The sequence below is a fragment of the Marisediminitalea aggregata genome (assembly GCF_900129565.1).
Classification (GTDB): domain Bacteria; phylum Pseudomonadota; class Gammaproteobacteria; order Enterobacterales; family Alteromonadaceae; genus Alteromonas; species Alteromonas aggregata.
Genome location: NZ_FQWD01000005.1, coordinates 195,202 through 217,219 on the forward strand (window position 1 = coordinate 195,202; position 22,018 = coordinate 217,219).

Annotated in this window: 17 protein-coding genes; 2 read left to right on the forward strand and 15 right to left on the reverse strand. The window is 41.3% G+C overall.

Annotated elements, in window-relative coordinates:
• Window positions 1–45: 45 nt before the first annotated feature.
• The 12 genes from BUB81_RS15070 to BUB81_RS15125 form a co-directional block, all read right to left on the reverse strand.
• Window positions 46–2,025, reverse strand: coding sequence for an LTA synthase family protein (locus BUB81_RS15070; protein WP_084526619.1), 1,980 nt, complete (start codon window positions 2,023–2,025; stop codon window positions 46–48).
• Between the two features lie 83 nt (window positions 2,026–2,108).
• On the reverse strand, window positions 2,109–2,867 hold the full coding sequence (locus tag BUB81_RS15075; protein ID WP_073324436.1) for a COG4705 family protein: 759 nt from the start codon (window positions 2,865–2,867) through the stop codon (window positions 2,109–2,111).
• A 32-nt stretch (window positions 2,868–2,899) separates the two neighbouring features.
• A complete protein-coding gene (locus tag BUB81_RS15080; RefSeq protein ID WP_073324170.1) occupies window positions 2,900–3,265 on the reverse strand; it encodes a diacylglycerol kinase in 366 nt (121 codons plus the stop codon).
• Between the two features lie 3 nt (window positions 3,266–3,268).
• Complete coding sequence (locus BUB81_RS15085) at window positions 3,269–4,945, reverse strand: phosphoethanolamine transferase (protein ID WP_073324171.1); 1,677 nt, start codon at window positions 4,943–4,945, stop codon at window positions 3,269–3,271.
• Between the two features lie 9 nt (window positions 4,946–4,954).
• Window positions 4,955–6,565, reverse strand: a complete 1,611-nt coding sequence (locus BUB81_RS15090; RefSeq protein WP_073324172.1) for a BamA/TamA family outer membrane protein — start codon at window positions 6,563–6,565, stop codon at window positions 4,955–4,957.
• A 93-nt stretch (window positions 6,566–6,658) separates the two neighbouring features.
• Window positions 6,659–8,245 carry a sulfatase-like hydrolase/transferase gene (locus BUB81_RS15095; RefSeq protein ID WP_342742633.1) on the reverse strand — a complete coding sequence of 529 codons (1,587 nt, stop codon included), beginning with the start codon at window positions 8,243–8,245 and terminating at the stop codon, window positions 6,659–6,661.
• Entirely contained in the window at window positions 8,223–9,095 is an 873-nt protein-coding gene (locus BUB81_RS15100; protein ID WP_073324173.1) for a phosphatase PAP2 family protein, read from the reverse strand. Before BUB81_RS15100 ends, BUB81_RS15095 begins: the two co-directional genes overlap by 23 nt.
• A gap of 387 nt (window positions 9,096–9,482) precedes the next feature.
• Window positions 9,483–10,505 carry a glycosyltransferase family 9 protein gene (locus BUB81_RS15105; RefSeq protein WP_073324174.1) on the reverse strand — a complete coding sequence of 341 codons (1,023 nt, stop codon included), beginning with the start codon at window positions 10,503–10,505 and terminating at the stop codon, window positions 9,483–9,485.
• A gap of 48 nt (window positions 10,506–10,553) precedes the next feature.
• Window positions 10,554–11,225, reverse strand: coding sequence for a glycosyltransferase family 29 protein (locus BUB81_RS15110; RefSeq protein ID WP_139241601.1), 672 nt, complete (start codon window positions 11,223–11,225; stop codon window positions 10,554–10,556).
• A gap of 150 nt (window positions 11,226–11,375) precedes the next feature.
• The gene (locus BUB81_RS15115) at window positions 11,376–13,595 is read right to left on the reverse strand and encodes a DUF5916 domain-containing protein (protein ID WP_073324176.1); all 2,220 of its coding nucleotides are present in this window, start codon (window positions 13,593–13,595) and stop codon (window positions 11,376–11,378) included.
• Entirely contained in the window at window positions 13,595–15,013 is a 1,419-nt protein-coding gene (locus BUB81_RS15120) for an ATP-binding protein (RefSeq protein ID WP_073324177.1), read from the reverse strand. Before BUB81_RS15120 ends, BUB81_RS15115 begins: the two co-directional genes overlap by 1 nt.
• Window positions 15,013–15,687 (reverse strand): response regulator transcription factor, encoded by a 675-nt coding sequence (locus tag BUB81_RS15125; protein ID WP_073324178.1) that lies wholly within the window; start codon window positions 15,685–15,687, stop codon window positions 15,013–15,015. Before BUB81_RS15125 ends, BUB81_RS15120 begins: the two co-directional genes overlap by 1 nt.
• Window positions 15,688–15,974: 287 nt before the next feature.
• Here BUB81_RS15125 and BUB81_RS15130 point away from each other — a divergent pair, with 287 nt between their 5' ends.
• Both BUB81_RS15130 and BUB81_RS15135 read left to right on the forward strand, forming a co-directional pair.
• Complete coding sequence (locus tag BUB81_RS15130; RefSeq protein WP_139241602.1) at window positions 15,975–17,333, forward strand: glycoside hydrolase family 2 TIM barrel-domain containing protein; 1,359 nt, start codon at window positions 15,975–15,977, stop codon at window positions 17,331–17,333.
• Between the two features lie 186 nt (window positions 17,334–17,519).
• On the forward strand, window positions 17,520–18,671 hold the full coding sequence (locus BUB81_RS15135; RefSeq protein ID WP_245819235.1) for an aldo/keto reductase: 1,152 nt from the start codon (window positions 17,520–17,522) through the stop codon (window positions 18,669–18,671).
• Window positions 18,672–18,734: 63 nt separating this feature from the next.
• On the opposite strand, the gene BUB81_RS15140 is transcribed toward BUB81_RS15135, so the two are convergent.
• The 3 genes from BUB81_RS15140 to BUB81_RS15150 are packed head-to-tail and all read right to left on the reverse strand — an operon-like array spanning window position 18,735 to window position 22,005.
• On the reverse strand, window positions 18,735–19,961 hold the full coding sequence (locus tag BUB81_RS15140) for an ABC transporter permease (RefSeq protein ID WP_073324179.1): 1,227 nt from the start codon (window positions 19,959–19,961) through the stop codon (window positions 18,735–18,737).
• Between the two features lie 10 nt (window positions 19,962–19,971).
• Window positions 19,972–21,285, reverse strand: coding sequence for an ABC transporter permease (locus BUB81_RS15145; protein ID WP_073324180.1), 1,314 nt, complete (start codon window positions 21,283–21,285; stop codon window positions 19,972–19,974).
• Window positions 21,286–21,303: 18 nt separating this feature from the next.
• A complete protein-coding gene (locus BUB81_RS15150) occupies window positions 21,304–22,005 on the reverse strand; it encodes an ABC transporter ATP-binding protein (RefSeq protein ID WP_073324181.1) in 702 nt (233 codons plus the stop codon).
• Window positions 22,006–22,018: the final 13 nt, after the last annotated feature.

Here is a 22,018-nt window from a genome sequence, read left to right on the forward strand (position 1 = left end):
ACAGTTATAGCGAATGGAAAATGCTCAATAGATTGATTGCATGTTTCATTTTGTTTTGTCTGTGGGAATAGAGTACCAGTGGTTTTCATATGCCAAACTCCCCCATAAGACATGCGCTAAGGCAATATCTGCCAGGTCACGATTAACGTCTACAGGGAACAGCTTGTTGAGTTTATAGTCATATTTAAAGTTCAGAGGCGGTTTACTTGGCTGAAGGATTGTAACTTCATCGTTAACCAGGTAAGCGAAGTTCTCTGCATACTGCATCATTGCTCTGTTAGAAGCTTTTGGATTTGTTAGATCTTGTCCCAACATAGGTGAGAAGTTTTCTATGCCTATTAAAGATAAAAGTGTGGGGGCCAAATCAATTTGACTAACAATTCGTTGGTCTAAGATGGCATCCTTGCCTGAATTCAGAATTACACCAGGAATATGGAAATTGTTTATGGGAACAAGATCTTTTCCCATTGCTCTGGCATCATGATCTGCTACTACGAGGAATATCGTATTCTCCCAATATGGTTGAATCTTTGCTTTTGAAATAAATTGTCCCAGAGCATAATCAGCGTATTGAATGGCTCTATGACGCATTAATTCTTTATTGTCATACTGATTAAGTTGCTGATCTGTATAATGGATAGGGGTAACGATTCCGTCTGGAATTTCAAAGGGATCATGGTTACTTGACGTAAATATAAAACTGAAGAACGGTTTGCCTTCGTTATGAAGTTTCGTCAATTCAATGTTAGCTTGGTTAAACAAATCTTCATCACTTACGCCCCATGAGGCTACAAATTGTGGGTTTTTGATATCATTAAAATCAACAATGTCATTAAAGCCGTTTCCCAGAAAGAAGCTTTTCATATTGTCAAAATGACTTTCTCCGCCATAAATGAATTGGGTTTCGAAACCATTCTTACTGAGTAAAGATGCAATGGTAAAAAAGTCCTTTTGAGATTTATCTAACTTTACAACTGCTCTAGATGGTGTTGGGGTAAATCCTGTGATTACAGCTTCGATACCCCTAACCGAACGAGTACCCGTTGCGTACAATCGTTGAAAAGCCCAGCCTTCTTGATTTAGTTTATCAAATTCAGGTGTCAGATCTAATCCTCCGAGAGATGAGACATATTGAGCACCTAAGCTTTCTTCAAGGATTATTACCAAGTTTTTGGGTTGTCCAATAAAGCTTGGAGTACGCTTACTCAAAGTAGGGTGGTTGTCGCTTTTAAAGCTGTCCGGATGTTGTTTCGATTCTTGCCGAACTAGCTCAATAACTTGGTCATCCTCCATCTTGCCGTATAACTTTGCTGCATTTTTTTCATCACCGAATTGATTAAGCGCATAAGCAACACTGTAAGTTGAATTTAATGTGAGGGAATTAACTAGTGGGTCTGTTGAAAAGTACACTAATGCAGGATTGATTGGCCTATGCCCGAAAGTGCCTCTTGCAGAAGAAAAAACTACAACAATAAGTATTGAAAATGCGGCCAGTCTGCTTCCAAGTCCAATGTCAATATTGTTTTCTTTCTCAGATACAAAGGAATTACTAACACCCCACAATTTTGCACCAGATATCAGCAACAACGCAAACACGGTGATGAGTGTTACCAAGTGACCATTAATCAACAACTTCGTCACTTCATCCGGGTAAGATAAATATTCAATAAATAGCCTGTTTGGCCTGAAACCGTATTCGTTGATAAATGCTGGTGTCGCCAACTCGAAAAATAAAATTGTCAAATAGCATGCAAAAAACCAGAGTTTCAGTAGTGATGACCAATAACTATAAAACCGCGTCCTTGATAAAAAAGGCTGAAAAAGTGCAGGGATTGCGGACAAGTATGCAATGCTACTTAGATCAATCCGAAATCCACTCCAGACAAGCCTTATAAAGCTTTCCGTATCGGCAAACCTATCTAGCTGCCAAAACGCGAGACCGATACGCGTAATGGTTAGGAAAGCTAAAGTTGAAATTGAAAATAAAATAATGGGCCGAATAAGGGCGTAAATTGCGGTAAGCATCGCTAATAGACTGAATATTAAAACGATGCTTATCCTATTGAGCCAAGCTTAAGGTTTGCTGAAAAAAAACTGACAGTTGACCTCTAATGGAGCTTTTTTGCGGGCCTTTGAGGTAAAAACATGACAAGAATTACTATTACAAATAACAGTACGGCTGTTGCGGAGTATCTACTTAGTTCAAGTCCGCCTTGAGCGACTGGCTTGTCCAAGAAGTCTCCTACAACAGCTCCTAATGGTCGGGTTAAGACGAAGGCTACCCAAAATAATAGCGTTCTTGATATTTGGCTGAATAAATAGAGAGCTAATACAGCACATAAACCCAAACTGAAAATATAAGAAGCTCCAATATAACCTAGACCTGCGGAATCAGCTGTCCAATCACCCAGTGCGGTTCCCAGAGTTTGTGAAAACATAATAGTTAGCCAATAAAATGACTCGGCTTTTGGGTTGTCAACTGAGGCTACCTCAATATTCCCAAGTGTTCGATACCAAATAATTAATGTGATAATCAATAAAGTAGCTAATAGAGCGGCCCCCCCTAAATATCCCACGCCAAGCGATCTGTCGGCAAAATCAGCAAGTGTTGTACCTACCGTCGTTGAAGCGATTATGGCAAACCAATAGATGAAAGGGCTAAACTTTAATGCCTTTGTTTGCATCATTACCGCAGCTATAAAAATGGACATAAAAATAACAGTCCCTAATGCATAGCCCAAACTCATAGACATTGTTACTGCATCGCCGCCGGTTTCACCCATCGTTGTAGCCAGTATTTTTATAACCCAAAAACCAATTGTGACTTGAGGAACTTTTACTAGAGATATATTAATTTCTTTCATCATGTTGTATTCAGCTGGAGTTATTACGCGTGACATCAAATGAGAATAATCGCCCAGGTACATAAAGCGATTGCTATGCTTATCAACACAGCAGCAGATCCTAAATCTTTTGCCAGACCTGATAACGGGTGTATTTCAAGGCCGATACGATCAACTACCACTTCTATTGCAGTATTTAAGATTTCTGTGAAAATAATAAACAGGATGGCAATGATGAGTACTAACTGCTCTTTTAATGAAACATTGAAAAAAAATGAAACGGCAACCGAAACTATAAGTAGTAGAGCCTCTTGTCTAAATGCTGCTTCATTTTTTATGAGCCATCTTAGCGCTCTATTAGAATTTAAAGTTGCGAGATAAATTCGTTTAAGGCCTTGAGGTTTATTTTGACTATCAAACACAGGCTATATTTCTCCTTGTACTATTGTTACAGAGTTAGGTGTTGAGTTTTCAATATTGCATTTGCTAAACGGATTATTGGAGTTGCTGTAAGTAACTGAATCTACTTTCATTTCTGATAGTAAAATATCAAAGAGGTTGTCGTGTGACATGGGTTCTGTGCTGATGTTATTCAAACAATCCAATTTAGCCTGTTGATGCTCTTGATCCGCCCAATAAACAAATGGCACTTGTGTCTGTTCTGATGGTGCAAAAGCATAAGGCAAGCCATGTAAATAGACTCCACCTTCGCCTAACGACTCACCGTGGTCGGATATATAGATCATTGATGCCCTGCTCTTAGTTTTATCGCTATATGAAGCAAGTTCCGTGATGATCTTTGATAAGACAAAGTCGGTGTATGCAATAGTGTTATTGTAAGTATTTAACAGTTCTACTGAGCTACAATTTTGAATGTCACTGCGTTGACAGTCTGGCGTAAATATTCTTTTATCCTTTGGATAGCGCCGATAATAAGTTGGCCCATGAGAACCAATCATGTGTAATACAATCAATGTATTGTCGCTAGATAGTGAATAGAGTCTTTCTCGTAAAGCATCAAATAAAACTTCATCAAAACAGTAGTCACCATCACATAAAGGGTTATTACTGTCTGTAGAAATCTGATGGCTCGCAACTCGAGAGCAAACTCCTTTACAACCGCCACTGTTGTTGCTAATCCAAAATACATCGGCCCCTGCCAGGTGAATTAAATCAATTGCATTTTGCTGGGCGATAGCGACTCGCTTCTCATAGTTTTCTTTGTCCAATCTGGAAAACATACATGGCACAGATACTGCCGTAGAAGTTCCGCAAGACGTAACATTCTTGAATGACACTACGCCCAATTTACTCGTCAAGTAGTTAGTAGGAACTTCATAACCATTTAAAGAAAAATTTTGAGACCGAGCTGTTTCACCAAGCACCACTACAGTAATATTTTTAGTATCACTTTCATCGTAGACTGTTGGTGAAATGTCTAACATTCTAAATTTTAAAGGTGGGTGGATATAATTATTGTTTGCGAACTTAATCGTCGAATCAATTAACGCATAAGGTATTAAGTAACCAATTAAATCTCGATTATTTCTGCCGATGGATGCATAACTAGAATAGAAGAAGATTGCTATCAATAAAGTGAACGCCAAGCTTGCAATCATCAATTTAATTCTAGTTATAAGCTCTCCCCAAAATGTCGAATAAGTCAGTTTGACTTTGGCGATCAGTATTGCTGGAATAATACCGAAAGTTGCTAAGAATAATAAAGCAGTTAGATTTATATATGAAAACGCTTCAGCACTATCTGTTTCAACTGTGTTTTGTATCATTCCATAATCAAAAATAACGCCGTAATTAACGGTGCTATAGAAGACTAGCGAAGACATTATTACCAGTAAAATTAATATTGGCTTGGTTATCCACCTCCAGGCAAAGAAGCATTGAATAAAGATAGCTAGAGAAAGAATAAATATCGGGACCGATAACAAAAAAAAGGGGTTGTATTCGCTAAGCGAAAGTATCGCTGAAAAAGCTTTAAATAAAAATGGAGCGTTCAGTACAAATACTATATATACGCAGGTAATAACAATAAGTTGATTAGTTGAGAGAGTGTACGTTTTTATAAAATCGAAAGTCTTATTCATTATTCAACCTTAAAATGAATGCTTAGAACTTATGCGAAATTCGATGCCATTGACGCCCGGAACGGACGTAACTGGTTTGATGATATCCACATGTATTACACGCGCTTCACTAGTTTGATTCGAATAAAAACGCGCGCCGATGCCTACTGAAGTCATCCAGGAATCTTGATGGGTAGTGGGGTCTGAACTGCTGAAAACTCTGCCTGAATCGACAAAGATCGCACCGCCTAACTCTACGAGCTTATAGATATTGATATGAGGGTAATATCGAGCTTCGGCAGTAAACTGCGTGCTATGGTCTCCATGTCGATACTGTAAAGGGTATCCCCGTAGACCCGATTCACCGCCTAATACGATAGGGTAATCTTGAAACTGATTTTGACTGAATTGACTGTTGTTTTTGAAATAACCGCCCCAGCTATCACTAATTTTGTGAAAGTACTCATTTGTAAGACTTAACACTGCTCTGGTTGGAATAATCGAGTTACTGTATATTTCTCCTTCAAAATTTGCGGTCATAAACCAGAAAGAGTCATCAAAAAATTCTATTCCTTTAGAAAGGTAAGAGCGCCAAAGTATTGTTGGAGAGGCTTGGTTGTTACCAATATCAGAACCAATTTGGGCACTAAAATTCCAACCTAGATTGAAGTCTTCAATTTGATTAATTAGATAGAGATTTGTGAGCTTCCTGAACTCTTTTTTTAAATATTCGATATTTAAGGAAGGATATGAAAAATCCCTGTTAGAAGGTACTAACGAAATTGGAAAAGGGTTTTGCGATTCATCTATTTGCGAAAATTCATGTCGTTCATTGGTAAAGCCAATTCCAAACCTTAAGGTTGCTTCATCAGTGTCACTATCAAGCCATTTCCAAGTAGCTGTCGAATATACCTTACGATGGTTGAACTGATTATAAATTTCACCGAGTTTATATTGAGTGTCGATTTGGCTAAAGTTATCGAATCCAATGCTAAATGCGTTGGGTGTATCGAAGCTTACAAAGTCCTTCTGAAAAAAAACCGATTCCGAAGTACCATCATTGCTGCTAGTAAACTTTGCACTTACGTTAATATTGTTTTTAAGAAATAAAGGAAAGTTTAACTTGAACTGATAGCCACTTCGTTGATCATTGGTAAAGGATTCAAGCTCAGCATCTATGCCTAATCCTAGGAAGTTTCTGTCCTTTATGCCGATAGCATATTTATTCACCCCTCCTTTACGACCAAAATCAACAGTGGGCATAAGTGACCAGTTATCCCAGGTCTCTACAGATATCTTGCCTGAGTTAATTAAACGTGTGACTCTAGCGTCCCGAATATATTTCTTGTTTCTTAAGTGGCGTTCAAGTTCCTCAATGTCGTCCTGACTTACATCACATTTTTTGATGAAAAAAGCGACTTCGTTGTATATTGTTTTTTCTTTCGTTTTGATATGAAAAAAATTTGCCCAACGATGCAGGAATAGAGTGTTGGGATCGTCTAAGTCAAAAATATCATTTATTACTAACGCTAAATTATCTTTCTGATCGCAACTTTCACTAGTATTGGCTGACGCAATTGCTTTATTTGATGTGAAAATTGAATAAAAAACAAATATGCTAAATATAAAGTGCGTCTTCATGCAGCCACCTCATCTGAGAATGGCCTTATTCTATTTATGTAAACTTAAGATTCTCTTAGCTAAAACTGATATTGAGCTCAAGTTAGTCTGAACTCATTCATTTTCGCTGGGAGCATTTTGCAGAATATCTCTTTCGCGGTCATAAATTGGAGCGGAGAGACCGAATGCCCCCATTACCGTGTGAAATATATTAAACTGCGAATGTTCAGGTGCTTGAGAAATATCACTTATATTAATCTGTTTGTAGGCTAAAAACGCATCGGAAGCCCATAACAAAAATGGAATGTCTTTTTGATAGTCGGGTGCAAATGCATAGGGGGTACCATGAAGATACAGACCATATTCTCCAAGTGATTCACCATGGTCAGATATATAAATCATTGCTGTAGATGCATCACTCAGACTTTTTAATTCTCCGATAAGTGTTGATAGGAAATGATCTGCATAAAGCAGTGTATTGTCATAAGCATTAATTAGTTCTTCTGGACTGCATTTACTAATCTCTTCATCGCGACAAACCGGTGTGAATTGGTTAAAATCCTGCGTGTATCGAGAGTAATAGCTCGGTCCATGGCTTCCCTTTGTATGTAAAATAACAAATACCTTCTGTTTCTCAGATGAGCGAATTGCATCTATTAAATTTGTTAGAAGGACCTCGTCAAGCTTGCAGCCTTTACCTTCGCAATCCGAACTAAGCTCATTTGCATTAATATATTTGCTCACTTTTATTGGCGGCTCTCCCCAATTATTTGTTCGCCATTGCACATCTACACCGTGTCTTGTTAAATAAGTTGGTAATGATTCTTCATTTACAGACGCTTCATTGGGAGACAATATACACTTTAGAGATCCCGTTGTATAAGTGGTGCAAGATTTTGTGTTTTTCAAAATCAATAAGTTAGATTCTTTCTCTAATTTTGGGTTGGTTAATTTGGAGTACCCATATAATGAGAAATTTGCTGACCTGGCTGTTTCACCGATAACTAATACAACCACCGTTTTATTGTTATCCAGGAAATGGCCATTTGCCAAAGGCTTCTGTCCATTAGTTGTTTTATTAATAGAAGAAAAATGTCGTGCTGTATTAATTATGTATGACCATGGCAATATTTTTCCACCTAACACACTTGCATGCTTATCAATCCACAACCAACTACTTGCGTTAGCATACAAAAATATGACTGAAGATGTAAAAGCAATAAACATATTGCGTATTATTACCCTTCTATCGATCCTGCTGATTTTAAATATTAAAACAATACAGGATACCCCTAAACCAAGTATGAGTATCGTAAATACTAAATCTTTCGAAATTAACTCAATTGATTCAGATTTTTGTGTATTGAGTATATTCCCAATCATAGTCCTATCTAGTACGACTTGATAATTACCCATGAAATGGATTGCTGCAGAATTCAGTATTGTTACAACTATTAAAAATGTTTTTAGTATTACGGGTGAAATCAGTGCTAGAAAAGAAAACGATGTGAATGTGATAATAAACGTGATTACTATTATTGATAGTAATACTCCAATACCACTAGCACTACTGATATCCGTGTTTAGTATCACATACTTAAGTAGCATAACGTTAAAAGCGAACGTCATTAAAACGCTCGCCCAGATAGTGAAACTACTTGCTTTCATTGTTAGCAATTTATAATGGGTTTCTATTTTCATTTAGGAGAATTGATTTTAGTGTGATGTAAGTGCCGGTAGTAGCACCGACCGCGATCGCTAACCAAGTTACAAATAGTGAATGCACTAAGCCATTGACTGAGCAAACAATTAAGATAAAGCTGAACATAAAAATAAAAACACTCAGGTAAACTGGGTAATCATTCATCCAGCTCCACCATTTAATATAGCGCCTTGACAGGTACTCTCCACTCATTCCGGAAATTACGCCAAGTACCGCACCGAAAACTACGTCCGCGGGCCAGTGAGCTCCAACCGCTACTCTGGAAATTCCAACTATTGTCGCAACAGCTAGTATCAAGATAATTCCAAAAGATCTGATTTGAGCATTAGGGCTATTTTTTCTTTTTGCCAATACGACAAATAGGATCGCAGATGCAGCAGCAAAAATAGTTATAGTATGGCCGGATGGGAAGCTCGTAAACGCGGTTAGTCTCTCACCGATGATATGAAATTGCTGACTGTCTAGAACGGCAGCGGGCCTAGGTATCGCAAAGAAGTTCTTTCCTAAATGACTAAGCGAAAAGGCCAATGGAATAGCTCCAAACATGGCAGCCCATATTCTTGTATTTATAATGCTAACAAACGAAATTAGTGGGATTAGAATCAGAGCATCGCCCAAGTAGGTTATATTGAGCCAGACTATATTTGGAATAGTTTGTAGAGCCTTATTAGTAATTAAAAAGATATCTTTTTGGTCGGCTAAGTAGATGTCCTTATCCATTGCCATACTTATCATTGAAATAGTAACTAAACATATGAAACTAATGAGCTTCCAGAGTGGAAGGGTAGATTTCGGATACGTTTGATCAATAATTAATTTTGTGGACATAGAATCACCTCAGTATTGGTGACTCATGCTACAAACCTAAACTTAAGTTTCGCTTAGTAGAAACTTAAACTTCGAATTGACCCTTTTAACGTATGTAGTTGCTAAGAAACGGTTTGATGCTAGAGTTGTTAACTTATATGTCATGGAGTATCTCGATAGCAGATGGAAGTAGATGCATTTTCCTGTCTGACTTTTAGCAAGCATTCCGGATTTCTTGAGACTAACACTGAAGGATGTTAGAAAAAGTGATCGTAAAATCAATTGGTTATTAGATCCTCTTTCTTTTGATAGGGGAGTTGATGTGCTAAAAGTCAGATGATTTGAAGCAGGCAGAACGCAATAATAGAAAGCGTTAGAGTAACGTAATGTTATTTGAATTGAATTATTCTATTGTTGTTGGATTTTAAGTGCTCTCAGCGTAGCTTGAGCTACTTCCTCTACGCTTATTAGATCCATCGCCCTAGGATCGTGAACTCTTTCATGCCATTTTGCTTCTTTAACATTTTTGCCTAAAAACAAGCGAACTGCTTCAGGGTATTTATCCACAGTGTATTGCAAAGATGCAAATGGGCCTGACAGTTCCGGCCTGGCTACCGCGTATAAACCTACAACAGGAATATCCAGCGCTGTTGCTATATGAACGGGCCCACTGTCCGGGCTGATGAGTGCATCGCAGTTTTTCAAAATATCAACCAATTCCAATAGTGATGTTTTTCCTACAAGGCTTTGACAGTTTGATTGATTGACCAGAGATTTGATGGTTCTTTCTTGCTCCCTGTCAAAATCAGTATTTCCACCTACCAGCAATATTCGACCATCATAAAACTGCTCGATTTTGTTCACCAATTTTGCGTAGTTTACGGCAGCCCACGAGCGCTCTTTTTTACTTGCAGCAACGTTTAACACTATGGTTCGCTGCGGATTTCCTTCTGAAGGTGTACTTTTTGATTTCAGTTTACCAATGAACCATCTGAATTTTTTATCATTGACCCCAATATGAGTAGCAAACTTCATGAAGCCCTCGGCCAAGTGTTCATTGTCGTAGCTAATGGATTCGTTAATAAACCAGCTATGAAAATCCTTTGAGCGAATAGCGTCGAAACCGATTTTTCTTTCCGCTTTTATAAATGGATAAACCAAGTTTGCCCTAAAGCTTGCTTGTGCGGCTAGAAGTATGTCGAACTGCTTATCTTCAAATAGTTTTTTTAATCTAAAGTAATCCCGGAATGACGTTGGCTTTTTGATAGCCATAAATTTAGTGTTAGGCATTCCGGATAATAACGTGGCAATGGCTTCGGTAGTTACCCATGTAATCTCAGCATCGGGAAAATGTTTAGTGATTGCGTTTAAAGCAGGTGTTGCCAGTACGCAATCGCCAATAGCAGACAGTCTGAAAAAGCAGATTTTCATGGTGATGACTGGCCTCTTTAGTCGATGTTTTAAGGCATCAAAAAAATATTAATTATAAAAGTATATGTTATTTCTGGAATTCTTTATCGAATTAAACCAATCCTGCTCAGCCTTAAAATCGTGAGGTACCTGGTCCTCTGTTCTGCTACCAGTTAAAGACAGAGATTTAAAGAAATCGAAGCCATAGATGTTTAAACTTGCAAACGAAGTCTTGGATAGCCAGTACAACATCATCAATCCTGTTGATGGAGGTGCGCCTATGCTTTGCTTTATTTCCGCATATAGTTCTTGAGGAAATAGATAAAGAGGTTTTTCCATCATCCATTGTTTCAAACGCTTTCGTTTGTGCGACATCCAAATCAACTTTTTGGTTGACAGACTTTCAAAATGCCTTTTTTCAATAGTCGTGGCGAGAGCTAACCAATCAGTTTTCGTACCATGGCTGAACTCAGAAAACATAGGAGCTCTGTTGATTCTTATAACTATGTCCTTGGAATCTATTGCGCGACCGTAACTTGTAGTGCATAACGACCTGGCATTTCCGACAACTGCAATGTGTTTATTTTTCACTGCATCCGCCAGTGTCAGAAACGTATCTTCAAGCTTGGCATTCAATAATTCATCGTTGTTTGACCAGATAGCTTTATAGAATCTGACTTTATCGAGCATGTTAAAGAGGCTGTAATGCCTGGAAAGAAAGTCGTAATTTGAATCCTTCACTCTTTTTAATCCCGAGGAGTTAGCTTATTAAAACTGTAATGAATACTCCTGAAGATTTGCTGATTTTAGTCTGAATGATAAAGCAGCTATTTATTCTTAGTTATAAAACATGCTCGATTGTTAAGGGTAATATATAAAGGTGGAGGTTAATTAAAAATGAATTCTGATTTTTGCAAATAAATTATGAGCATCTTTGGTTTCTATAGATTTTTTGTAGAGATTTCTTTTCCCAAACTTAGCAAGTTCGTCTTCGAACTCACCTCCAAAACTGTAACTTAAATAAAATGCGGTTATCTTACTTAAGGAGTATTTATAGCGTAGTTGGAATGCACTTTCAGAAAATGAAAAGTCATCATGTCCGCTCGCGTCTACAAGTTGTCCCTGCGGGTCAATAAGATAACTATTTAGCAGATTGGCTTTACCAATAACAGATTCAAGTTTAATTCTTAATTCTTGAGTTTCGCTTATTTGATAGTCAAGGTTTATTTCAATGGCTTGCTCTGTGAAATCAAATTCCCCGATGTAATTGTCTCTTTCCCACTCAAGCCAGCTCTCGCTATTGTACTGTGAGAAAGTGAATCCAATGTTCATCGGTTTACTAACTTGCAAGTCTACCGTAAGTTCTGTGCTGTAAAACTTACCAGATAGGCCTTCTGTGCCAAATTCAGCCGATAGGTCGATACTGCCCCAATCATATTCAGGTGTATCAAGTTCAAACTCCGCAATATAAAAAGACGGTAGACGTACGGAATTGTTTCCTCTGGTGAGTAGATCATCATAACCAGGAGTACCAACTTCCACGGACAACTGATATTCAAATTCAGCTTGTGTCACTATTTCAATACCGACTCCTGCAATACTAGGCAAGGTTTCATTTTGATGGTTTGTCTTTAGTTCGGCCTCGAAGGAAAACAAAGTGTCTCTGATTGACCAGTGATTGAAATCAGGTATTTGATATTGATACTCATATTCTGCTTGTTTTCGGTTTACACGTTTGACATACCCAATGTCATTTAATTGTAAATTGTCACCATAGCTAAACAAACTAAATTCATGATTTTGCTGCGCGGTTGGTTGTATACTTCCGGTAACCCACCAACCGAAATCATTTGTTGTTGAAAGGCTTTGTTCAATAACGCTTTTTATTGCACCGAAATTTAGCTCGGCGTTATCTGAGTAAGCATAATTGAAATCTGATTCTATAATAGTAGCTGTTCTTTCGATACTTGGTGTGTCAACTCGATTGAGTGACATACCAATTTTATTTGCACCAAACCTGTACTGGCCTCTCAACAGCCAAAACTCTCTACCCGGTTTGCCTTGATCTGCGTTTTCAAAAGCTGTTAATACCCCCAAATCCAATCTTTCATTGCTAAGTGTGTACTTTATTGCAGAGTTCAATTCTCCTTCATAGTCATTATCATAATATGAATTTCCGCCAATTCTCGGTGTGTGCACTACCCTGAGCGATTCTGGCCCTACCACGTCGAATAGACTGCTATTGTCATTGAAAAAAGGGCGATTTTCGGAAAAAAAGTTTTCTATAGCGGAGAAATTTACGACTAATTCATTTGACTCCACCTGACCAAAGTCAGGGTTGATTGTGGCACTAAATTGTTGATTTTTAGTTGGCTTCCAAAAGATTTCAGCACCTATATTCGCCTTGTCTTTGCTATTTGTAAAATCTCGATTGAGAGAGATATAAGGGAATATATCCAAGCTTGACTGGTCTTTCACTTCAACTGTTTGTCTAGTGAAGTTTGTAAGGAAGCTATTCATTGAAGCGTTTGCAGGTATTGATGAATATGTTGCATTCGTGGATTCATCATAGCGGGTAATAGAAAAACCGAATTCATTCTTGTCTTGAATTGAAAAAGGCATGGCGCTCCAGGGAATAAAGATTTCGGCGTTCCACGAACCAGTTAGAACTTTGGTTTTATAGTGCCACTGACTATCCCAATCTAAATCAAACTCTTTATTTTGTTTGTATATCCCATCGTAGAAATAGCCTTGATGATTTACGGCAAATACATAGCCTATTTGCTGTGTATTATTCATATCAATCATTAGTTGGATATGATCGTTGGTGAATAGAGTATCGTTTTCTTGTGTTCGTACTCTCAAGGGTGAAATGGTACTTGCCGAAATACCAATATATATACCATGGCCTGAAGTAATAAACTGGTAAGAAAAGTTACCCTCGAGTTTTGTTAGTGTTTGTGGAATAACCTGAAAGTTGACAGTATTTGGCGTTATACCTTGCCAGGATTCCTCATTGAGTACACCATCAATAACTGGTTCTGATGCGGATGCAGTGTTAGATATGTAAAGATAAAGAACTGTTAGAGTAAAGCTAAAGAGTTTCTTCATTATAGCGATACTGTAAATGTTATTCTTCTGTTAATTAATGAGGCTGAAATAGTTGCATTAATTCTTTCACAATAAGACTTTACTATTGCTAATCCTAATCCAAACCTCTCCGTAGATGTTCTGGAACTGTCTTTTTGCCACAAAGGATCGAAAAATAGTTTCAAATCATTTTCTTGAGTCTCTTCATGACAAATATTTGAGATCTTAATCAGGACTTTTCTTTCAGACGTTTTCGATACTGCTATTTCTATAGCTGTATTATTTGGGCTGTAAAATATTGCGTTATTAATTAAATTCGAAAACACAGTTTCTAAAGCGAATTTATTACTATTTACCAATAGAGTCGAGTCACTAAAGTCTATATTTATTTCCCTTTTATCTATGTTTTCTCTAGTAAGAATGTTATTTAACATTTCGCGCAGATTAACTTCGCATGTGGGTAATTTTTGTGTGCTGCCGCTTTTTTGTAATAGCAAAATGTTATTAACTATGTTTTTCAAGCGGGAGGAGATTTCATGAACATCTTTGGTTAAGTTATCTGTTATTTGTTTCTCGTGAGGGAACTTTAGGGCTACTTCGCTCAAACTTATGAGTTCTGCAATTGGGGTTTTTAACTCATGGGCAATATCAGAGGTGAGTCTTTGTTCCCGTACATATAGGCTGTGGTTATCTTTTATAAACTGGTTAACACCGTTAGCAATAGGGACAAGTTCTTCTGGTAACGTTTTGACAGACACCTCAAGTTGATTGGAATTTAAACTAATATTACTAAGCTGTTTATTGAAATCATCTATTGGTTTTAAGCTATTGTAGACCACAATCTTGACGATTTTTCTTACGGCTAGAACAGCTAGAATTGAAGTAATAATAAAGATGACATCTACAAACCAAAGTATGTAATTCAACTCCTCTTTACTAAGTGCATAGGCAAACTCCATGGGTGTTTGACTTTTTGAGAATTCTTCCCGGTTTATTCCCATTTTTTCGCGAACGTCTGAGTCTACTTGTGGCAAAAATTTAGTAAAAACCATTCTGCCATCTCTTCCATCCGGCAAAGTAATATCTTGAATTATGAATTCATCTAATTCTACATTCAGTCTTGGCAAGTCGCTTATTTCAAAGAACGTTAAAGTGTCTGAACGCTCAAATACCTGATTTTTATGCCATAGTTGAAAATACTCAGGGTTTTCAAGGCCTTCAAACTCAGGCATAAATTCACCGGCAAAATCAAATTCAACTTCGACGTTATCTTCCTCTACCAAAGTTTCGAGTAATCCGACTTTATTGAGCATCGCCCGATCAAACTCTCCACTAATCCAAGTGTCGACACTTATATCAGTGATCAATAAGATAACTAACATTAGTATTGAGATAGAGATGGATAAATAACGGCTTAGCTTTTTATGAATTGAGTTCACTACTGACTCTCAACAAAATAACCGAAGCCGCGCTTGGTTTTGATTGGAAGTTCGTATCCAATGGCTTTAACTTTCTTTCGAGCAGAAGAGAGGTGCGCTTCTATAGAGTTTTTTGCAATAGCATCATACTGTCCAGCAAGATACTCGCTGAGCTTCTCAGCTGATATGACTTTCCCCTGATTTGTAAACAAGCATTCAACTACTTTGTATTCATTTGGTGTAAGTAGGGCATCAGTGCCAGCGCATTTTAGTTGTTTTAAATGCAAATCTAATGATATTGGCCCAATATTGATACTGCTGTCATTTACATTCAAGCTTCCTCTTCGCATTAAACAAAGCAGCCGTACATGAAGTTCGTCAAAGGAAAAGGGTTTTGTTAGGTAGTCATCAGCGCCGTTGAGTAAGCCATCTACTTTATCTTCTGTCAGGTCTTTCGCTGATAAGATCAGTATCCGAATATCTTTACCCGCTTGTCTAATTGCTTTAAGAATTGACGTGCCGTCTACAGAGGGAAGCATTAAATCAAGAATTAAGAGTGAGTAATCCCCAGACAAAGCCATACTTAACCCTTCAGAACCATCTCCGGTATCATCAATAGTGAACCCCAGGTTTGATAGGCCAACCTTTAAACTTCTTCTGAGGGATATAGAGTCTTCGATGATTAAAACTTTCAAGCATGTGTACCTTACAATTATTTCTGACAGGTTATCGTCTTAATCTTAAGGTTAGCTGAATTTATGCTTAAGGGTAGTGGCGAGCTTCAAACAGAAAAAGTCAATTCAATGATTGTTATGCCGTAGCTGCTGATTAGAAAGCTGTATTTAGAACTATTGCTTTAATGTAATTTAAATTCTGATTTGTTTGTTTCAAATAATTGTAAAAAAAAGGTTGAATAAAATCTAAGCAGAACAGTATAGTAGATGAATGGAAGCGCATACATGTGTCGCAGGGATACAGTGTAATGACGCGCTCAAAAGTTTTGCAGCAAATACAAGGACAGTGGGGGAGAGCAATCATCGCTACAATAAGGACGCTGCTACTCATTCTGATAGTGCAAACTATTGCATTGTCGCCGGCCTGGGCTAATACCACTAGCCCGGTGTCTCAGTCACCCATCAAATCTGAACTTGTTCATACCGAATCCGGCTATGTGATCCATCGAAATGGCGATCCCTATTTTATCAAGGGGGCAGGCGGCAGCAGTAATATGGCGTTACTGGCGCAAAGTGGCGGTAATTCCATTCGCACCTGGGGCACGAATAACGCAAAAGCCATATTGGACGAAGCCCACAAACACGGTTTAACCGTAATGCTGGGTCTGCGCATTGGCCATGAGCGTCATGGGTTTGATTACAATGACGAAGCAGCGGTTGCCAAGCAAAAAGAATGGGTGAAAACGCAAATTCTGGCGTTTAAAGATCATCCTGCCTTGTTAGCCTGGGGTATTGGTAACGAGGTTGATTTGTTCTATACCAACACCAAGGTGTGGTATGCCGTACAAGATATTGCGGCCATGATCAAAGTACTCGATCCGAATCATTTGATAACCACGGTCACTGCGGGCATGGATAAAACCAAGCTCGACCTGATCCTGGAGCGGGTACCTGATATTGATTACCTGAGTATCAATATTTATGGCGGTCTGGAAACGCTGCCTAATGCCTTATTGGAGATGGGGTATAGCGGTCCGTATGTAGTCACTGAATGGGGGCCAACCGGGCACTGGCAGGTACCCAAAACCGATTGGGGCGTACCCATTGAGCAAACCAGCACACAAAAAGCCCAGTCTTACCGGGAACGTTATGCGGCGGGTGTGTTAGCTGCACCAGGCAGAGCATTGGGCTCTTATGCCTTCCTGTGGGGCCAGAAGCAGGAGACCACACCAACCTGGTACGGTGTGTTCACCGAAGCGGGATACCCCAATGAAGTGGTCGATTCGCTGCATTACAACTGGCAGGGATCTTGGCCTGCATCGCGCGCGCCTTACATAAAAAGCTTTACGTTAAACAACAAAGTGGCGCTGGATAACATCCATGTGAAGCAAGGCGATACCATTGACGTTGATTTGCATGTCGGCACACATCAAGCAGACGGTTACACCATTCGCTGGGAGGTATTGCCGGAAAGTACTGATATTAAATCGGGTGGCGATCCTGAATCCCGGCCAAAGCCAGTACAGGGGTTAATTGTCTCTGATGACAATAAAGGAACGATGCGTTTCACCGTTCCCTCTACACCCGGCGGCTACCGGTTATTCGCTTATGTGCTCGGCGGCAGCGGAAAAATAGCCAATGCGAATATTCCGTTCTACGTCGACTAGGCGCTTTTCTGTAATGTTTGTGAGTGAATTGAAATAATCGTACTGGATTAATGCGATTATTTCATGAAGCCATTCGCGATCCTTCACTAATATTAATGAATCAACCGCAGTAAGGTAGTACTCAACGCATGTACATACCGCTGATGGTACGTCATGCCAGTACCCGAATAACAGAGGAGACAGCGCGTGGCGAATGATTCAGACACAATCAAAACAGGTAATTCTGAAACCCAATCCAGTAGAAGACAGTTTATCCGCAATATGGCTATTGCCGGTTCGGGTATCGCAGCATCGCTTGCCGGCACATCTGCCGTTGCCGGGTCTGATTCAGCACAGGGTTGTTCCACTGCGGTAGTAGGTAACAACACCCGCAAGCTCGGCGCATTAACAGTATCGCCAATTGGCCTGGGTTGTATGAGTATGTCCAGTGGCAGTTATAACCCGCCACGCAGTGCAAAAGACATGGTGCCGGTCATTCGCGGTGCAGTAGAGCGTGGCGTCACGTTTTTCGATACCGCCGAAGTGTATGGCCCGTTCACCAACGAAGCGATCGTTGGTGAAGCGCTGCAACCGGTGAGAAATGACGTTGTACTGGCCAGCAAATTTGGCTTTAAGTTTGAAAATGGCCAGCGTGCAGGGCGTGATTCGCGTCCTGAAGCTATTCGCACGGCTGTAGAGAGCATGTTAAAGCGTTTGCGCACAGACCGCATTGATTTGTTGTACTTGCACAGAGTCGATCCGAATGTACCAGTAGAAGAGGTTGCCGGTGCGGTAGGGGAGTTAATTAAAGAAGGTAAAGCCCGCTATTTTGGCTTATCCGAAGTGTCACCAACCACGTTGCGCAAAGCCCATGCAGAGTATCCGGTTACCGCGGTACAAAGTGAATATTCCATTATGGAACGTTCGGTGGAGAATCAGGTACTGGCAACCTGTGAAGAACTGGGGGTTGGCTTTGTGCCATGGGGTTCTGTGTGTCGGGGCTTCTTAGCCGACAAATTTAACGAGTACAGCCGCTTCAGCGAGCCATCGCGTTTCGCATCAGTGCCGTATTTCACGCCGGAGGCCATTGAAAAGAACATGGCGATCCTTAATCTGGTGCGAGAGTGGGGGGCAGAGCGTGGCATGTCGCCTGCGCAGTTTGCCATTGCCTGGTTGTTGTCGGTAAAACCCTTCATTGTGCCAATTCCTGGCACCACTAAATTGCATCATCTGGAAGAAGACATCGGGGCTATTTACACGCGCTTCTCTGACAGTGAAATGGCCATGTTCCGTAAACAGTTTGAGCAATTGGATTTAGTTGGGTTCCGCGCAAAGGATGCGGCGTTAACTGACAAGTAGCGCGGTCTACACAAACAGCCAACCAGCGTTGGCTGTTTGTGTGTATCAAATGAGTAAAACTATTTACACCGTGCGTGTGGCAATAGCGGGGGGCGTGGCGGCGGCTTTAAGCGCTGGCCCCAGCACGGCTAACTGACCCACCACAAACAACACAACCATGCCGGCTGGAATGTAATACCAATCAAGTGCCGTCATCGCGAACCATTCGATCAGTAGCATATTTAAACCAATAGTCATGGCAACCCCTAATAGTATGCCAGTGGTACTGATGATCACGTTTTCCAGCATGAAATAGCGCACGATGGCCTGCTTGCTTGCGCCCAGTGCACGGCGTGTGCCGATTTGCTTGCGGCGACGATTCACATTGAAGCTGGTTAAGCCAATGATACCCATGGCTGTGATCAGCGTGAGCAGCACCATTACCGTAGACAGAATCTTAATCATGGCGCTGTGCTGACGATAGCTTCGCTCGCGGGTTTCCGTGACCGTGGTGACATTGCGAATAAGGCGATTGCCGTAGGCGTTGGCCAGGGTGTCTTCCAGTTCTGCCATTAAACGGTCGCGTTCACCCGGTTCGATACGAATAAAGTAGCGGGTAGACTCAGAGACCATTTTTTCGGGCGACAGCATGGCGTTTTCCAGTTCGCTCCAACCTATCCAGGGCGCTTGCAGTTTATCTACAATGCCGGTAACGATAACCGGTTCATCATCGCCAATGTACACGGTTTTGCCAACGACACTTTGCCATGGAATATCCGGGAACAGCTTTTCAGCCAGTGCCTTGGTGATCATGGCGTTATCCGGCCAGTCCGGCTGGTTGCGTTCGCGCCAGCGAATATCGGTTGCAGTAAAGTTACGGCCGGCGATCACTTCCAAATCAAGCGCGTTAATGCCATGGGCGTCTACGAAGTAATTGGCGGTACTCACATCTTCCTGGTCGTCACCCGGTTCGGTAGTCAGGCTCATCGACCAGCCACCGCCACTAATGGGAATAGCATTGATCTGAATAGCGTCGATAACCCCTGGGGTGTTTCGAATTACATCCAGGTCCTGCTCGATAACCCGTTTAGGCTCGAAGTCGTTGCCAAAACCGGTGCTGGTTAAGTAGAAGCTGTTGGCTTCGTCAATGCCACTTTCTCGCTGCATTAATGCCTGACGCTCTACAATAATAAATATCGCGTTTACCACTATGGTCATGGTTAATGCGATTTGCAGGGCAATGAGTACGGCACCCACTTTGTTGCGAAGCAGAGCGCGGCAAATAGGGCCAAACTCTAAATTGGTTTTCATGGTTGGCTCCTTATTGGGTTTTCAGCTGACTTGCTGGCGGAATGCTGCACACACGCCATGCAGGGTAACAACCGGCCAGTACACTGGCGGTAATGGCAATGCCAAACGACAGCACCACCATAGTGGCATCCAGATGCACTAATTCACTGATGAAGTCACCATACAAAGACTCGATGGCCTGTAATCCCAGTGAGGCCAGGGCCAGCCCGAGTACACCACCTATTAAGCCTATGAGTGCGGTTTCGGTAATATACTGCGCGAAAATCGCGCCTTTGGTGGCCCCAATAGCCCGACGTAGGGCAACGTCGCCATTGCGGGTGGCGAATTTAGAAAGTAACAGGCCAACGGTATTAAGAATGCAAACAAACAAAAACAGGAAGGCCATATACATCATGATTTGCGCATCGTCAGCCACCACTTCTTCGGTTTCCATCCAGGTCATGACGTCCGACAAACGATTGTTGTGGGGGCGCGGAAAACGGCCCAATGCTTTTTGCTCGTCCACATAGGCATTGAGGAAGGTCATGTAAGCATCTCGGTCGGCATCGGTAGGTAATTCAACCCACATCTGATAGTTAATACACTCCGACATCAGGAAGGCCTCAAAGCCTTCGCCCTCAGGGGATTTCCAGCAGTTAGTGTTGCCGCCATTAGACAGCTGCATAACCTGCTTCATGTAGAAAGGTATAAATACATCTTCGGTCTCGCTGAACGCACCTGTGGTGACATCGTAGAAGCGCGGTACCAGGACCCATTCATCGAGCACGCCTACTACTGTAAACATTTCACCTGCGATGGTAATGGATTTACCCACCGAGTTTTCACCGCCAAATACACGGTCGTTGGTTTCTTTGCTGATCACGGCTACTTGCTTACGGGCAACATCGTCGCTGTATTGCCAGCCACTGCCGTATAAAAACGGCGCATTGAACATGGGGAAAAAGTCGGCAAAGTTCAGACGCAAGCTGGCCATAAAGGTCTTTACATCAGGGTTGTCTGGCTGCACTACGCCGCCAGAGCTTGCCATCGCTGACTGACGGAATGCCTGCTGTGCCTGCATCAGGTTAGTGGCGTCGGTCCAGGTTAGCTGGTCGGGTGGCTCATTGGGCTCTCGGGCTGCGAAATGCGGGCTCCAGCTGTCGAGCTGAACGTAATAAAGCTGATCGCTTTTTTCTGGAATCGGGTTGGCCGACATCAGGTAATTTACCGTAATGGTGGTCATACAAGCACCAATACCCAGTGCAATGGCCAGCATCATTAACCCGCTGAGCCAGGGCGTGCGCTTAATGCTTTTGCTGGCCAGTTTTAAGTAGTAGTAGAACATAATGGCGTCCTGCGCTGACTATTGGTTGCTGGCCAGTGCCACAGGCACCAGGGTTTCGTGTTCGCTGATCTGACCGTCGCGAACAAACACATTCTTACCGGTTTGCATGGCCAGTTCCGGGTCGTGGGTGACCATCACAATGGTGGTACCTTGCTGGTTTATTTCCTGCAATAAGGCCATCACGCTTTTTGCCATTTGGCTGTCCAGGTTCCCGGTTGGTTCGTCAGCTAACAGGAAACGAGGCTCACCGGCTAACGCGCGGGCTATGGCGACACGCTGTTGTTGTCCGCCCGAAAGTTGCGCGGGTAAGTGCTTCATGCGGTTTGCGAGTCCAACGCGCTCAAGGCTCTGGGTAATACGCTTGTGGCGTTCTTGTTTACTGAAGCCGCGATAGCGCAAAGGCACGTCGACATTGTCATACAGGTTCAAATCCGGGATCAGGTTGAAGCTCTGAAAGATAAAGCCGATTTTTTCGTTGCGGAGCTGACTGCGCTGCCGATCAGACAGGTTGCTGACATCGGTGCCGTCCAGCACATACTGGCCGCTGGTGTAGGTTTCCAGTAACCCTGCAATGTTCAAAAACGTCGTTTTACCAGAACCCGATGGACCGGTGACTGACACAAAGTCACCTTCGTCGATAGTGAGGTTAAAGTCGCGCAGTGCGGTGGTTTCTACCAGGTCGGTGCGAAATACCTTGTTGATATTGTTCATTGATAGCATGTTGATTCCCTGT

Excerpts from the sequence above, each read along its gene's own strand:
- BUB81_RS15140 (WP_073324179.1), bottom strand. The coding sequence starts at position 19,961 with ATGAAAACCAATTTAGAGTTTGGCCCTATTTGCCGCGCTCTGCTTCGC.
- BUB81_RS15150 (WP_073324181.1), bottom strand. The coding sequence starts at position 22,005 with ATGCTATCAATGAACAATATCAACAAGGTATTTCGCACCGACCTGGTA.
- BUB81_RS15095 (WP_342742633.1), bottom strand. The coding sequence starts at position 8,245 with ATGAAAATAGAAACCCATTATAAATTGCTAACAATGAAAGCAAGTAGT.
- BUB81_RS15130 (WP_139241602.1), top strand. The coding sequence starts at position 15,975 with ATGACGCGCTCAAAAGTTTTGCAGCAAATACAAGGACAGTGGGGGAGA.
- BUB81_RS15085 (WP_073324171.1), bottom strand. The coding sequence starts at position 4,945 with ATGAATAAGACTTTCGATTTTATAAAAACGTACACTCTCTCAACTAAT.
- BUB81_RS15090 (WP_073324172.1), bottom strand. The coding sequence starts at position 6,565 with ATGAAGACGCACTTTATATTTAGCATATTTGTTTTTTATTCAATTTTC.
- BUB81_RS15115 (WP_073324176.1), bottom strand. The coding sequence starts at position 13,595 with ATGAAGAAACTCTTTAGCTTTACTCTAACAGTTCTTTATCTTTACATA.
- BUB81_RS15075 (WP_073324436.1), bottom strand. The coding sequence starts at position 2,867 with ATGATGAAAGAAATTAATATATCTCTAGTAAAAGTTCCTCAAGTCACA.
- BUB81_RS15100 (WP_073324173.1), bottom strand. The coding sequence starts at position 9,095 with ATGTCCACAAAATTAATTATTGATCAAACGTATCCGAAATCTACCCTT.
- BUB81_RS15105 (WP_073324174.1), bottom strand. The coding sequence starts at position 10,505 with ATGAAAATCTGCTTTTTCAGACTGTCTGCTATTGGCGATTGCGTACTG.
- BUB81_RS15070 (WP_084526619.1), bottom strand. The coding sequence starts at position 2,025 with ATGCTTACCGCAATTTACGCCCTTATTCGGCCCATTATTTTATTTTCA.
- BUB81_RS15145 (WP_073324180.1), bottom strand. The coding sequence starts at position 21,285 with ATGTTCTACTACTACTTAAAACTGGCCAGCAAAAGCATTAAGCGCACG.